The sequence below is a fragment of the Serratia sp. szju genome (assembly GCF_044594185.1).
Taxonomy (GTDB): domain Bacteria; phylum Pseudomonadota; class Gammaproteobacteria; order Enterobacterales; family Enterobacteriaceae; genus Serratia; species Serratia bockelmannii.
On the sequence record NZ_CP172576.1, the window covers coordinates 571,916 to 586,365 of the forward strand.

Here is a 14,450-nt window from a genome sequence, read left to right on the forward strand (position 1 = left end):
GAGTTGTTGTCATGATTGATTCGCCCCGCGTGTGTATTCAGGTTCAGAGCATCTATGTGGAATCACAGTCGATCCCTGAAGAAGAGCGTTATGTCTTCGCCTATACCATCACCATCCGCAATCTGGGGCGGACCGACGTGCAACTGTTGGGCCGTTACTGGCTGATCACCAACAGCAACGGCCGTCAGACCGAAGTCCAGGGCGAAGGCGTGATCGGCGAACAGCCCGTCATTCCGCCCGGTGGCGAGTTTCAGTACACCAGCGGCGCCATTCTGGAAACGCCGCTGGGCACCATGGAAGGCCATTACGAAATGGTGGACCATCAGGGTCAGCCGTTCCGCACCGCTATTCCCGTGTTCCGCTTAGCCATTCCAACGCTGATCCATTAACTATGTCGACATACCTTATCGGCGACGTTCACGGCTGTTTCGATGAACTGAAGTCGCTGCTGGCTCAGGCTGCTTTCGATCCCGAGCGCGATCAACTGTGGCTGACCGGCGATCTGGTGGCGCGCGGCCCCGCCTCGCTGGACGTGCTGCGCTATGTGCGCTCGCTCGGCCCGGCGGTGCGCATGGTGCTGGGCAACCACGATCTGCACCTGCTGGCGGTTTACGCCGGCATTAGCCGCAACAAACCCAAAGATCGCATCACGCCGCTGCTGGAAGCGCCGGACGCCGACGAGCTGATCAATTGGCTGCGCCGCCAACCGGTGCTGCAGGTGGATGATGAGCAAAAGCTGGTGATGGCCCACGCCGGCATCACCCCGCAGTGGGACATCGACACCGCGAAAATGTGTGCTCGCGAAGTGGAGGCGGTATTGAGCAGCGACAGCTATCCGCTGTTCCTCGACGCCATGTACGGCGACATGCCGAACAACTGGGCGCCGGAGCTGAGCGGCCTGGCGCGCCTTCGTTTCAGCACCAATGCGCTGACGCGCATGCGCTACTGCTTCCCCAACGGCCAGCTCGACATGATCTGCAAAGATGCGCCGGGCAGCGCGCCGGCGCCGCTGAAACCGTGGTTCGAGCTGCCGCGCCTGGTGGATCCGGAATACACCATCATCTTCGGCCACTGGGCCTCGCTGGAAGGCAAGGGTACGCCGGAGGGCGTGATCGGGCTGGATACCGGCTGCTGCTGGGGCGGCGATCTGACGATGCTGCGCTGGGAAGACCGCCGTTACTTCACGCAACCCGCCAATCGCGGCGAAGCGCCTGACCACGCCGGCAGATTAGCCGCATCCTGAAACGATAAAGGCGGCCCGGTGGCCGCCTTTGTTCTGTATTGATTGCCGCCTTACGCTCCAATCACTCCGCCATCTTCACGCGTGATCATCAACACCGATGAACGCGGGCGCGGGCTGTTGTTCGGGAAGTGCGAATCGCCCTCTTCTCCCGGATGCTGTACGTTGACGAACATCGTCTTGTAGTCCGGGGTGAAGGTGATGCCGGTCAGTTCGCAGGACTTTGGCCCCACCATGAAACGGCGGATCTCGCCGCTGACCGGATCGCCCACCAGCATCTGGTTGTTGCCCTGCCCGACGTAATCGCCCTTGTTGCTGTACTTGCCATCGGTGAGGATCCACAGGCGGCCGGTGCGATCGAAGCCCAGCCCGTCCGGGCTGTTGAAGGTATTTTCCGCCGTGATATTCGGCGTGCCGCGGTTGACGCCTTCGGGGTGGGCGATCGGGTTGCCGCACAACGCATAGATGTCCCAGGCGAAGACGTCGGCGGTGGCGTCGCCGCCCTCGTCCCAGCGAATGATTTGCCCGTAGATATTGTTCGGTCGCGGGTTGGCGGCGTTCAACGGCATCCCTTCCTCGCCGCGCTTGCTGTTGTTGGTCAGCGTGCAGTACGCGCGCCCGTCATGCGGGTTGACCGCGATCCACTCAGGGCGATCCATCTTGGTGGCGCCGACCTGTTGCGCCGCCTTGCGGGCGAAGATCAGCACTTCGGCCTCGTCGCGGAAGCCGTTCTCCGGCGTCAGGCCGTTCTTGCCGAACTCGAGCGCAATCCAGCGCCCTTTGCCCTTCAGCGGCGTGCCGGCTTCGTCGCCGTCGAACTGCGCCACGTACAGCGTTCCCTCGTCCAGCAGCGTGCGATTGTTGGCCGGATTGGCGGCGTCGACCACGCCTTTGGAAACGTACTTATAGATATGTTCACCGCGCTCGTCGTCGCCCATATACACCACCAGACGGCCGTCTTTGGCCACGGTCACCGCCGCGTTTTCATGTTTGAAGCGGCCGAGCGCGGTGTGCTTGATGGGCGTCGAGGTCGGATTCAACGGATCGATCTCGACGATCCAGCCGTGGCGGTTGAATTCGTTGGGATTCTTCGCCACATCGAAGCGCTCGTCATAGTCCGGCCAGTTGCGCTCCGGTTCGTTGACCTTCAGCGTGTAGCGCTTCTGTTCCGGCGTGGTTCGATAATCGGCCTGACGGGTGCCGAAATAGGTGTCGAAGTTTTCCTCGCAGGTCAGGTAGGTGCCCCACGGCGTCTTGCCGTTGGCGCAGTTGCCGAAGGTGCCCAGCACCTTGCGGCCGCTCGGATCGGCGGCGGTCTGCAACAGCGGATGTCCGGCGGCCGGGCCGCTGAATTGCATCTCGCTGTTGGCGGTGATGCGGCGGTTATAGCGCGACGGGCGCTCCACCGCCCAGCGCTGGCCGTCGCCGACCCGCTTGACCGCGACAATGGAGACGCCGTGCGCCGCCTGCGATTTGCGCACCTCTTCCAGGCTGGTGGCCTTGGCGCCGCCGTGGGCGAACAGGTACTGCTCGTTAACGTATTCGTTATTGATGGCCATCACGCCGTGATTGTCATCGATAGGGAAGAAGCTCATGCCATCGTTGTTGTCGCCAAACTGTTTTTCCTGATCGGCGGCGCTGTTGTTGCCCTGCGGATCGAAGGCCGGCGCGCCGTCCACCAGCGGCTCGCCCCAGGAGATCAGCACCTCGGCGCGGTAGCCTGGCGCTATCGTCACTTCATCGGCGGTAGACGCGGCGATGCCCCGGAAACCCAGCAGCGTGTTCGGCGGCAGATCCTCGGCTAACGCCTCGGCGGAGACCGACCAGATGCCGCCGCCGAGAAAACCGGCCAGGCCGACGGCGCCGGCGCTGCCGAGCAGCAGCTTGCGGCGAGTGGGATCGATCAGGCGGTCGGCGTCTAATTGCTCAATTTGCTTGGTCATAACGTGGTTACCTTTTTAGTTATGGCGCCGCGGTCAAGATTCACCAGAGTTGCCGTGGCGCTCGGAGTTGGGCTTCATACTAATCAGGTAATGTGACGGAAAGGTTACGAATGACCGGCGCAAAAAGACCGGGGGCGCAATTGCTTGCGCCCCCGGGGATAGCTGGCTAACGCGCTGAAATCAGCGGCGCTGCAGGATTTCGAAGCAGTAGCTGTGCGAATTCAGCTCGTCGGCGTCGTGGAATTCGCTGAACGTGGTTTCCCACTCGTCCGGCTCGTAATCCGGGAAGTGAGTATCGCCGCCGACTTCGGCGTCGATGTGCGTCAGGTACAGGCGATCGGCGCGCGGCAGCAGCTGGGTATAGATGCGCCCACCGCCGATCACCATCACTTCTTCCACCTCACCCGCGGCGGCCAGCGCCTCATCCAGCGAGGTCACCCAGGTCACCCCGGCGGCATTACCTGGGCGGCTGCTCAAAACGATATTGTGGCGGCCCGGCAGCGGGCGGCCGATGGACTCGAAGGTCTTGCGGCCCATAATAACCGGCTTATTCAACGTGTTGCGTTTAAACCACGCCAGGTCCGCCGGCAGGTGCCACGGCATGGCGTTTTCCATGCCAATAACGCGATCCGCCGCCAAGGCAGCGATCAGGCTGATAATCATTGTTTAACCCTGTGTAGGCAGCAAAATTGGTGACACTATACGTAAAGGCCTGAGTGCCGTCGATAGGCTAATCAAGCAAGATGAATATATAAGATAGCTCTTATCAGCATATCTAATAACCAACGATCGCCCGCCGGGAAATTTCACACGCCGGGGCGTTTGCGATACAGCCACAGGCCCGGTAACGACAGGCCGATCGACAACGCGCCGACGATGAAACTGGCCTTGAGGAAGTTGGTGATCATGGTCTCCATCAAGGCTTCGCTGTAGCCAAGATGCGAGATCTCTACCACAGTTATCATCGCGGTATAGGCGGAAATGCCGGGGAACATCGGGATCACCGCCGCCACGGTGAATACCTTCGGATGCGCCAACAGCCAGCGCGACCAGTAGATGCCGATGATACCGATCAGGATCGCCGCCAGCAGCGACGCCCACTCGATATTCATGCCAGCGTGCATCATCAACATGCGCGAGCCGCGCCCGATTGCCCCGAGCAACGCGCAATAGCGCAGCGCGCGCAGCGGTACGTTGAACACCATGGCGAAGCCCAGCGCCGGTACCGCCGCCAACAGCATCTCCTGCAACAATGCCCACAGCAGATTCATGACCACCCCCGCAGATCCCACAGCGACATCGCCATCACCACCCCGATGCAGGTCGCCAGCGTCAGCAGGCTGGCCATCGCCCAGCGCGCCAGCCCGGTGTTGACGTGCCCCTTAAACATATCGGCCACTGCGTTGATCAGCGGGAAGCCCGGCACCAGCAACAGCACGCTGGCGGCCATCGCCACGCTCGAGGTCTCTTTAAACGCCGGTAGGCGCAGCAGCAGCCCAGATATCGACGTAGCGACAAACGCCGTCAGGCAAAAATTGATCAGCGGATTCATCTGGCGGGCGGTGAGGATCTGGCGCACCAGCATCGCCGCGCCGCTGGCGATAAAGGTCACCAGGAAGGCGTCGCCGCCGCCACCGTTGAGCATGCTGAAACACCCGCAGGACAACCCCACCATCAGCACCACCAGCCAGCGCGGGTAGCGCAGCGGCCGGATCCTTTCAAAGCGACGCGCCACGTCGTGCGCATCCGCCAGGCGATGCTCGGCGAGGATCACGATATGCTGCACTTCGGTCACCACCTGCATATTGATGCCGCGATCGACATTCTTGCGGGTGGTGGTCAGGCAGGCGCCGTGGCTGAGGGTGGTCAACACCACCGCATTGGCGGAGATTGAACTTTCCACGCTGTCCATCCCCAGCGCCAACCCCAGGCGGGTCGACAGCTGTTCCACCACCGTGCTCTCGGCGCCGTGCTGCAACAGCAGCAGCGCGCATTGAATGCACAAGCGGGTAATTTCACGCTGTTGCCGGTGCGGCTCCGGCCTCTCTGTGGCGGTAGTCTGCTGCATGGTGCTCCGTCGCTGGCGGTAGATGAATTATTATCATAGAGCCTAACAATACCTCATTGGGTTGATGCGCATCAGAGGAAGCGGCGTTATTATCGCCAGAACTCTGTCTTTTGCGCGAGACGCTCCCATGCTTGAAACTTCGCTGTTCGTCGCCGGCATTGCCGCCCTCGGCATGCTCTCCCCCGGCCCGGATTTTTTCCTGGTGATCAAAAACGCCGCCCGCTATCCTCGGCTAGCCGCCATGATGACCGCATTCGGCGTGATATGCGGTGTCGCCACCCACATGTCCTACTGCGTCGCCGGGCTGGCGGTGGTGATCACCACCACGCCGTGGCTGTTTAACCTGCTGAAATACGCCGGGGCGGTCTATCTGGTGTGGATCGGCATCCAGGCGCTGCTGTCGCGCGGCGGCGGCAAAATGAACGTCAGCAATCTGCCGCAGCAGCAGGTCAGCCTGAAGAGCGCCTTTGCGCAAGGCTACCTGTGCAACCTGCTGAACCCGAAAGCCACCCTGTTCTTCCTGGCGGTATTTACCCAGGTGCTGCAGATCGATTCCGGCCTGGGCGACAAGCTGTGGTACGCGGGGATTATTCTCGGCCTGTCGGTCATCTGGTGGCCGCTGCTGGTGTTCCTGATCCAAAGCGGGCCGGTGCGCCGCGGGCTGGAAAAGACGCAGAAGGTCGTCGACAAATTGCTGGGCGGCATGCTGATCGCCTTAGGGATCAAGGTCGCGTTGAGCTAAGCAAAAAAACGGGGCGCCATTACGGCGCCCCTGCTGTTATCCTTTGGCTTCCACCACCTCATCTTCCGGCGCCTTGCCGTCGATACTGCCGCGCCAGCCGGTCTGCTGCACCCGCGACAGCCGATTCTGATCCTGCTCGATGGCCGCACTGAGCATCTCCTTGGCTCGCTGCAGGCTGGCGATACGGAATTCAGTATCCTGATAATTCTCCAGCGTGTCTTCCAGCATCTTCAGGTTATAGCGGCGGAACGTGTCCGCCTTCTCGCGCGCCTCATAGGCGTCCAGCCCCAGCAGTTCCAGCGTTTCACGGCCGATGCGCAGCGAGCTTTCGAAAGTTTCGCGCTCCGGTTTTTCCACCCCTAGCTGCCGCAGCTGATACCAGTGATCGACGTCGCGCGCCCGCGCCACCACCTTCAGATGCGGGAAGTGCTGCCTGGCCAGCTCGGTTAACGCCAGGCTGTCTTCCACATCGTCGATGGCGTTGATCAGCACCTTGGCGTGAGCGGCGCCGGCGGCCTCCAGCAGATCGGCCCGCGTGGCGTCGCCGTAAAACACCTTGGTGTCGAATTTGCGCAGCGTTTCAATATGGTCCGGATCGTGATCCAGTACCACGGTGTGCACGCCGTTGGCCAACAGCAAACGGCCGGCGATCTGGCCGAAACGGCCGAAGCCGGCAATGATCACGCTGGCATTCTCGTCGTCGATGACGTCAGCCGGGCGCTCCTCTTTCGGCGCATTTTTTTCCAGCTGCGCGGCGATCACCAACAACAGCGGCGTGGCCGCCATCGACAGCGCTACCGCCAGCGTCAGCGACTTGGCCCATTCGACCGGCAATACGCCGGCCAACTGCGCGGCGCTGAAAATCACAAAGGCAAACTCACTGCCCTGGCCCAGCAGAATGGCGAACAGGCCGCGCTGGCGCTTCGGCACCCCGAGCAGCGGCCCAATCAGCCACAGCAGCGCCGCCTTGATCAACATAAAGCCCAGCAGCAGCGAGGCGATCAGCAGCGGGTGATGGAACAGGGTGCCGAAGTCAATCGACATGCCAACGCCGATAAAGAACAGCCCCAGCAGCAACCCCTTGAACGGCTGAATATCGCTCTCCAGCGCGTGACGGTATTCCGAGCTCGCCAGCAGTACCCCGGCGAGGAACGCCCCCATCGCCATCGACAGTCCGGCCATCTCCAGCAGGATGCCAAAACCGAACACCAGGAACAGCGCCACGGCGCTGAACACCTCGCGCATGCCCGAACGGGCGACAAAGTGCAGCAGCGGGCGGGTGACGTAGCGGCCGAGCAGCACCACCATCGTCAACGCGCCCACCACCTTGGCCGCCGACAGTACGAAAGCGCCCAGCGTGGTGGTGGCGCCGCTGCTGGCGAGCAGCGGGATCATCGCCACCAGCGGGATCGCCGCGATATCCTGGAACAGCAGCACCGCAAACGCGCTGCGGCCGATTGGCGACGGCGTCAAATTACGTTCGCTCATCGCCTGCATGGCGATGGCGGTAGATGAAAGCGCCAGCGTCAAACCGATCAGCAGCGCCACTTTCCAGTTGAGGCCGAGGAAGTAACAGAAGGCGCTCAGCGCCAGGCCACAGCCCACCATTTGGATGCTGCCGCCGCCGAACACCGAGGCGCGCAGCGTCCACAGCCGCTTGGGATCCAGCTCCAGGCCGATGATAAACAGCATCAGCACCACGCCGATCTCGGCGAAGGTCAGGATCGACTCGGCATCCGACACCAGCTTCAGCCCCCAGGGGCCGATAATACAGCCGGCGATCAGGTAGCCAAGCACCGAGCCCAGCCCCAGGCGCACCGCGATCGGCACGAACAGCGCCGCGGAGCCGAGGTAGATCAGTCCCTCGATCATCATGTGATGGTTATCCATGGCTGGCCTCCCGGGTTTCCGCTTCGGCATGTTCCATCAGGTAGTCAACCAACCGCTGGCGGTAGGCTTCGCCGGCGGCGAGCAGCGCCGGCTCGTTGCAGGTAAAGGTGTTGTGCACGGCGAAATAAGGTTGCCAGTTCATGCCGCAATAGATCGCCGTAGCCTGCAGCGGCTGCGCCAGCGTAGCGAAGTTAGGAAAGTCGCCCAGCTCGAAGTGGTGCTCGTCGCCGCCGCTGGTCACTGCCCACAGGCAGTCTTTACCCACCAGCGCATTGCCGTCGTGGCCGTAGGCCCAGCCGTGCTCCAGCACTTTGTCGATCCACAGCTTCAACAGCGGCGGGAAGCTGTACCACTGCATCGGATGCTGCAGCACCACCAGGTCGGCGCGCTCCAGCGCCTGTTGCTCGGCGTTGATATCGATATTGAAATCGGGGTACAGCTCATACAGCGAGCGCACCTCTACCTCGGGGAGATCCCTCACCGCCTGCAGCAGGCGCTGATTGGCATGCGAATGCCGGGGATACGGGTGAGCATAAATTATCAGAATCATTGTTATCGTCGTTCCTTCGTTTCTTGCCAATACACCAAGCATATACCAATCACACAGAGTGACAGTTTGCCCACTGATTGATAGCGGAAATTTTTAACGCCAGCCGACAAATTCGCTGAATAAAAAAAGGCGCTGCATCTGCAGCGCCCTGGCATAACGTTCTCACGCGGTTACTTGCCGATACGCGCGTGCATTTCCTGCACCGAAGTCACCTGCTCGGTCGGATCCGCTTTCAGCGCCATCGCGGTGGCAAAGCCGCCGTTCAGCGTGGTGTCGTAGTGCACCTTGTACTGCAGGGCGCTGCGGCGAATCAGCTTGGAGTCCTCAATCGCCTGGCGGCCTGCCGTGGTGTTGACGATGTAGGTGTACTCGCCGTTCTTGATACGGTCCTGAATGTGCGGACGCCCTTCGTGCACCTTGTTGACCAGACGCGGGTTGATGCCCGCTTCGCCCAGCACCACCGCGGTGCCGTGGGTGGCATCCAACTCGAAGCCCTGCTTCAGCAGGCTGGCGGCCAAATCGACCACGCGGGCTTTATCGCCTTCGCGCACCGACAGCAGCGCGCGGCCCTGCTTCTTCATGCCCGAGTTGCTGCCCAGCATCGCTTTGGAGAAGGCTTCCGCGAAGGTGCGGCCTACGCCCATCACTTCCCCGGTAGAGCGCATTTCCGGCCCCAGAATCGGGTCGACGCCCGGGAATTTGTTGAACGGCAGCACCACTTCTTTCACCGAGTAGTACGGCGGGATAATTTCTTCGGTCACGCCCTGCTCAACCAGCGTTTTGCCCGCCATCACGCGCGCGGCCACTTTGGCCAGCGGCACGCCGGTCGCTTTGGACACGAACGGCACGGTACGCGCGGCGCGCGGGTTGACTTCAATCAGGTAGACTTCGTTGTCTTTCACCGCGAACTGTACGTTCATCAGACCGCGCACCTGCAGCTCGAACGCCAGTTTTTCCACCTGGCGACGCATCACGTCCTGAATTTCCTGGCTCAGGGTGTACGCCGGCAGTGAGCACGCGGAGTCGCCGGAATGCACGCCCGCCTGCTCGATGTGCTCCATGATGCCGCCAATCAGCACGCGCTCGCCGTCGCAGATAGCATCGACGTCCACTTCCACCGCGTCGTCCAGGAAGCGGTCCAGCAACACCGGCGCATCGTTGGACACGCTGACCGCGGTCTGGAAATAACGGCGCAGGTCGGTTTCGTCATAGACGATTTCCATCGCCCGGCCGCCCAGCACGTAGGAAGGACGCACTACCAGCGGATAGCCGATGCCCGCCGCCTTCTCGACCGCCTGCTCGATGGCGGTAACGGTGGCGTTGGCCGGCTGCTTCAGGCCCAGGCGGTTGACCGCCTGCTGGAAGCGTTCGCGGTCTTCGGCACGGTCGATGGCGTCCGGGCTGGTACCGATGATCGGCACGCCTGCGGCTTCCAGCTCACGCGCCAGCTTCAGCGGGGTCTGGCCGCCGTACTGTACGATAACGCCTTTCGGTTTCTCGATGCGCACGATTTCCAGCACGTCTTCCAGGGTCACCGGCTCAAAGTACAGGCGGTCCGAGGTGTCGTAGTCGGTGGAGACGGTTTCCGGGTTACAGTTGACCATGATGGTCTCGTAACCGTCTTCGCGCAGCGCCAGAGAGGCGTGCACGCAGCAGTAGTCGAACTCGATGCCTTGGCCGATACGGTTCGGCCCGCCGCCCAACACCATCACTTTCGGCCGGTCGTTGGTCGGGTTGGACTCGCACTCTTCTTCATAGGTGGAGTACATGTAGGCGGTGTCGGTGGCGAATTCCGCCGCGCAGGTATCCACGCGCTTGTACACCGGATGCAGACCGTGGCTGTGACGCAGCTTGCGAATTTCGCTCTCGGCGACACCGGCTAGCTTGGCCAGACGCGCATCGGCGAAGCCCTTGCGCTTCAACGTGCGCAGGAAGTCTTTGTCCAGGCCATTGATGCCCGCTTCGGCTACCTGCTCTTCCAGGCGCACCAGCTCTTCAATCTGCACCAGGAACCAGCGATCGACGTTGGTCAGGTTGAAGACGCCGTCGACCGACAGACCGGCGCGGAAGGCGTCGGCGATGTACCAGATGCGGTCGGAACCGGCGTCTTTCAGCTCGCGGCGGATTTTGGTCAGCGCTTCCGGATCGTCCAGGCTCACTTTCGGATCGAAGCCGGTGGCGCCCACTTCCAGACCGCGCAGCGCTTTCTGCAGCGACTCCTGCTGAGTGCGGCCGATGGCCATCACTTCGCCGACCGACTTCATCTGGGTAGTCAGGCGATCGTTGGCGCCGGCGAACTTCTCGAAGTTGAAGCGCGGGATCTTGGTCACGACGTAGTCGATGGACGGCTCGAACGACGCCGGAGTGCGGCCGCCGGTGATGTCGTTCATCAGCTCATCGAGGGTATAGCCCACCGCCAGTTTGGCGGCGATCTTGGCGATCGGGAAGCCAGTGGCTTTCGACGCCAGCGCCGAAGAGCGCGACACGCGCGGGTTCATCTCGATGACGATCAGGCGGCCGGTTTTCGGGTTAACCGAGAACTGCACGTTGGAGCCGCCGGTTTCAACGCCGATCTCACGCAGCACCGCCATCGAGGCGTTGCGCATGATTTGGTATTCCTTGTCGGTCAGGGTCTGGGCCGGCGCAACGGTGATCGAGTCGCCGGTGTGGATGCCCATGGCGTCGAAGTTTTCGATGGAGCAGACGATGATGCAGTTGTCGTTCTTATCGCGCACCACCTCCATCTCGTACTCTTTCCAACCGATCAGCGATTCGTCGATCAGCAGTTCTTTGGTCGGCGACAGGTCGAGACCGCGTTCGCAGATCTCTTCGAACTCTTCGCGGTTGTAGGCGATGCCGCCGCCGGTGCCGCCCATGGTAAAGGAAGGACGGATAATGCACGGGAAGCCGACGTCAGCGGCTACCGCCAGCGCTTCTTCCATGGTGTGCGCGATGCCGGAACGCGCGGTATCCAAACCGATTTTCTTCATCGCCACGTCGAAACGGCGGCGGTCTTCGGCCTTGTCGATGGCATCGGCGGTCGCGCCGATCATGGTGACGCCGAACTCGGCCAGCACGCCCTGACGCTCCAGCTCCAGCGCGCAGTTCAGCGCCGTCTGGCCGCCCATGGTCGGCAGCACCGCATCCGGGCGCTCTTTTTCAATGATCTTGCGCACCACTTCCCAGTGGATCGGCTCAATGTAGGTCGCGTCGGCCATCTCCGGGTCGGTCATGATGGTCGCCGGGTTGGAGTTGACCAGAATGACGCGGTAGCCCTCTTCGCGCAGCGCTTTACACGCCTGGGCGCCCGAGTAGTCGAACTCACACGCCTGGCCGATAACGATCGGACCCGCGCCGAGGATCAGGATGCTTTTTATGTCTGTACGTTTTGGCATTTTTTACTGCTCCTGATTATTTGGCGTTAGAACGGTAAGTCTCAATCAGTTCGATAAAGTGATCGAACAGCGGCGCGGCGTCGTGCGGGCCTGGGCTGGCTTCCGGGTGCCCCTGGAAGCTGAACGCCGCCTTGTCGGTGCGGTGAATGCCCTGCACCGTATGGTCGAACAGCGATTTGTGCGTCACGCGCAGGTTCGCCGGCAGGTTGTTTTCATCTACCGCAAAGCCGTGGTTCTGCGCGGTGATCATCACGGTGTTGTTGTCCAGATCCTTCACCGGGTGGTTGCCACCGTGGTGGCCGAGCTTCATCTTCATGGTTTTCGCCCCGCTGGCCAGCGCCAGCAACTGGTGGCCCAGGCAGATGCCGAACACCGGAATGTCGGTTTCCAGGAACTGTTTGATGGCGGCGATGGCGTAGTCGCACGGCTCCGGGTCGCCCGGGCCGTTGGACAGGAAGATGCCGTCCGGATTCATTTTCAGCACTTCGTCGGCTGGGGTCTGCGCCGGCACCACGGTCAGGCGGCAGCCGCGATCCACCAGCATGCGCAAGATGTTGCGCTTGGCGCCGTAGTCGTAAGCCACCACGTGGAACGGCAGTTCCGCGGCGGTTTTGGCTTCCGGCAGATCGCCTTCAAGCGTCCAGCTGCCTTGCTGCCAGCTGTAGGCCTCTTGAGTGGTGACCTCTTTCGCCAAATCCATGCCCTTCAACCCCGGGAAGCCTTGCGCCTTGGCCAGGGCCAGCGCGGCGTCCGGCGAATCGGCGGCAACGATGCAGCCGTTCTGGGCGCCTTTTTCGCGCAGCAGGCGGGTCAATTTACGGGTATCGATATCGGCGATCGCCACGATGTTGTGACGCTTGAGGTAGTCGGACAGGCTTTCTTCACTGCGGTAGTTGCTGGCGATCAGCGGGAGGTCACGAATGACGAGGCCTTGGGCGTGTACTGCGGAGGATTCTTCGTCGGAAGCATTGGTGCCGACATTGCCGATATGAGGATAAGTAAGAGTAACGATCTGGCGGGAATAGGAAGGATCAGTGAGGATTTCTTGATAACCGGTCATCGACGTATTGAAGACCACTTCCCCCACTGCCGTTCCCTCTGCCCCGATGGCCCGACCGTGGAATTGGGTTCCGTCTTCCAGAACCAATAGCGCTGACTTTATCAAAACATCCTCCGAGGAATAATCAATCACAATATTTGCATATTAATTCAGATATCGCGATCTAAATCAATGCAAAAACCGTCCGCGAGGCCAATTTTTGGCAAATTGGGCGCATTTTAATGATGAGTGCCTGGCTTGTCTACCCAAACTGCCATTTTTTGTTTTATTTTTGCAGTTCTCGGCGCTCATGCGGCGTGAGCGGCGATAAAAACACAGAAAACCGGGGCTAGGAAACGGTTGCGGGGAAGAATGACGGAAAACGCGGCCAGAATGGGACGAAAAAGACGCTAAAAAAGCTGTAAGTGGAAAAAACGGAGGTAATCAGCAGGATAAACACACAAAAATAACAACTTCAATGACAAAGTAAACAAAACATAATATTTATCATGTTAAAAAAAAGGACAATAAAATTATTGCCCTATTATCATAGCATTATGATCAACACAACCACATCACGATGGTATTCAATTTAGTTATATCTGGTCCAAACTTAGCACATCGCGCATATCAAACAGGCCTTTATCCCGGTTATGCAACCAGGAAGCCGCGCGCACCGCGCCGCTGGCAAAAGTCATACGGCTTGAGGCCTTATGGGTGATTTCCACCCGTTCACCGATGTCGGCGAACATCGCGGTGTGCTCGCCGACGATGTCGCCGGCGCGAATGGTGGCAAAGCCGATGCTTTTCGGATCGCGTTCGCCGGTATGGCCTTCGCGCGCATAGACCGCACAGCTTTTCAGATCGCGCCCCAGCGCGCCGGCGATCGCTTCGCCCATGGCCAACGCCGTGCCCGACGGCGCATCCACTTTGTGGCGATGGTGCGCCTCAACGATTTCGATATCGGTATAGTCGCCCATCACCTGCGCGGCCTTCTCAAGCAGTTTCAGCACCAGGTTGACGCCGACGCTGAAGTTGGCGGCGAACACGATGCCGATATGCTGCGCCGCATCGCGGATCGCCTGCTTGCCGGCGTCATCAAAGCCGGTGGTACCAATCACCATCGCCTTATGGTGCGCCACGCAAAATTCCAGGTAGCCCAGGGTGCTTTCAGGGCGGGTGAAGTCGATCAGAATGTCGAACTCGCTCGCCACGTTATCCAGACTGTCGCTCACCTTGACGCCCAGCGCGCCGATGCCCGCCAGCTCGCCGGCGTCGACGCCGATCAGGCTTGAACCCGGGCGCGACAGCGCCGCTCCCAACACCACGCCTTCCGCCTGCTGCACCGCCTGGATCAACTGACGGCCCATCCGGCCGCCGGCGCCCGCAATCGCAATGCGGATTTGTGAATCACTCATGCTTGCTCTCTTCTTGTTTTGACGCCTATCCCATTAGGCTATCGATTCAGGGTAACCGTCCCACTTCAGCGTCGCCAGAGGATTCATTTCATAATTAGAAAATTATGATATTCCCCCGCTTTCATCAGCGGCGCTGTCGTGAGATTAACATTCAACCGATTTGGC

The 14,450-nt window shown here is 60.8% G+C and carries 13 protein-coding genes; 3 read left to right on the forward strand and 10 right to left on the reverse strand.

Translation table 11 applies throughout. The features are described 5' to 3' along the window. Window positions 1–11: 11 nt before the first annotated feature. Both apaG and apaH read left to right on the forward strand, forming a co-directional pair. Window positions 12–389, forward strand: a complete 378-nt coding sequence (apaG, locus tag RE418_RS02815; RefSeq protein WP_016929119.1) for a Co2+/Mg2+ efflux protein ApaG — start codon at window positions 12–14, stop codon at window positions 387–389. Between the two features lie 2 nt (window positions 390–391). Continuing rightward, window positions 392–1,243 (forward strand): bis(5'-nucleosyl)-tetraphosphatase (symmetrical) ApaH, encoded by an 852-nt coding sequence (gene apaH / locus RE418_RS02820; RefSeq protein WP_043135986.1) that lies wholly within the window; start codon window positions 392–394, stop codon window positions 1,241–1,243. 50 nt (window positions 1,244–1,293) lie between these two features. Here apaH and RE418_RS02825 read toward each other — a convergent pair whose 3' ends face one another. From RE418_RS02825 to RE418_RS02845, 5 genes are all read right to left on the reverse strand, one after another. Further along, a complete protein-coding gene (locus RE418_RS02825; protein ID WP_380830706.1) occupies window positions 1,294–2,976 on the reverse strand; it encodes a PhoX family protein in 1,683 nt (560 codons plus the stop codon). Window positions 2,977–3,041: 65 nt separating this feature from the next. Continuing rightward, window positions 3,042–3,140: an MYXO-CTERM sorting domain-containing protein gene (locus RE418_RS02830; protein WP_225735559.1), complete on the reverse strand. Its 99-nt coding sequence runs from the start codon at window positions 3,138–3,140 to the stop codon at window positions 3,042–3,044. A gap of 223 nt (window positions 3,141–3,363) precedes the next feature. After that, a complete protein-coding gene (folA, locus tag RE418_RS02835; protein WP_025301539.1) occupies window positions 3,364–3,846 on the reverse strand; it encodes a type 3 dihydrofolate reductase in 483 nt (160 codons plus the stop codon). A 143-nt stretch (window positions 3,847–3,989) separates the two neighbouring features. Next, a complete protein-coding gene (locus RE418_RS02840; RefSeq protein WP_015376621.1) occupies window positions 3,990–4,454 on the reverse strand; it encodes a threonine/serine exporter in 465 nt (154 codons plus the stop codon). Continuing rightward, window positions 4,451–5,251, reverse strand: coding sequence for a threonine/serine exporter ThrE family protein (locus RE418_RS02845; protein WP_025301537.1), 801 nt, complete (start codon window positions 5,249–5,251; stop codon window positions 4,451–4,453). Before RE418_RS02845 ends, RE418_RS02840 begins: the two co-directional genes overlap by 4 nt. Before the next feature lie 127 nt (window positions 5,252–5,378). Here RE418_RS02845 and RE418_RS02850 point away from each other — a divergent pair, with 127 nt between their 5' ends. Further along, window positions 5,379–5,993: a LysE family translocator gene (locus RE418_RS02850; RefSeq protein WP_025301536.1), complete on the forward strand. Its 615-nt coding sequence runs from the start codon at window positions 5,379–5,381 to the stop codon at window positions 5,991–5,993. A 36-nt stretch (window positions 5,994–6,029) separates the two neighbouring features. Here the strand turns inward: RE418_RS02850 and kefC are convergent, their stop codons facing one another. The 5 genes from kefC to dapB all read right to left on the reverse strand — a co-directional run bounded on the left by kefC (window position 6,030) and on the right by dapB (window position 14,285). After that, window positions 6,030–7,883 carry a glutathione-regulated potassium-efflux system protein KefC gene (kefC, locus tag RE418_RS02855; RefSeq protein WP_025301535.1) on the reverse strand — a complete coding sequence of 618 codons (1,854 nt, stop codon included), beginning with the start codon at window positions 7,881–7,883 and terminating at the stop codon, window positions 6,030–6,032. Further along, window positions 7,876–8,433: a glutathione-regulated potassium-efflux system oxidoreductase KefF gene (gene kefF, locus RE418_RS02860; RefSeq protein ID WP_025301534.1), complete on the reverse strand. Its 558-nt coding sequence runs from the start codon at window positions 8,431–8,433 to the stop codon at window positions 7,876–7,878. The genes kefC and kefF overlap by 8 nt, the downstream gene beginning before the upstream one ends. 170 nt (window positions 8,434–8,603) lie before the next feature. Then, entirely contained in the window at window positions 8,604–11,828 is a 3,225-nt protein-coding gene (carB, locus tag RE418_RS02865; protein ID WP_089180555.1) for a carbamoyl-phosphate synthase large subunit, read from the reverse strand. Window positions 11,829–11,844: 16 nt separating this feature from the next. Next, window positions 11,845–12,993: a glutamine-hydrolyzing carbamoyl-phosphate synthase small subunit gene (gene carA / locus RE418_RS02870; protein ID WP_071826157.1), complete on the reverse strand. Its 1,149-nt coding sequence runs from the start codon at window positions 12,991–12,993 to the stop codon at window positions 11,845–11,847. A 470-nt stretch (window positions 12,994–13,463) separates the two neighbouring features. Next, the gene (dapB, locus tag RE418_RS02875) at window positions 13,464–14,285 is read right to left on the reverse strand and encodes a 4-hydroxy-tetrahydrodipicolinate reductase (RefSeq protein ID WP_025301531.1); all 822 of its coding nucleotides are present in this window, start codon (window positions 14,283–14,285) and stop codon (window positions 13,464–13,466) included. Between the last annotated feature and the right edge of the window lie 165 nt (window positions 14,286–14,450).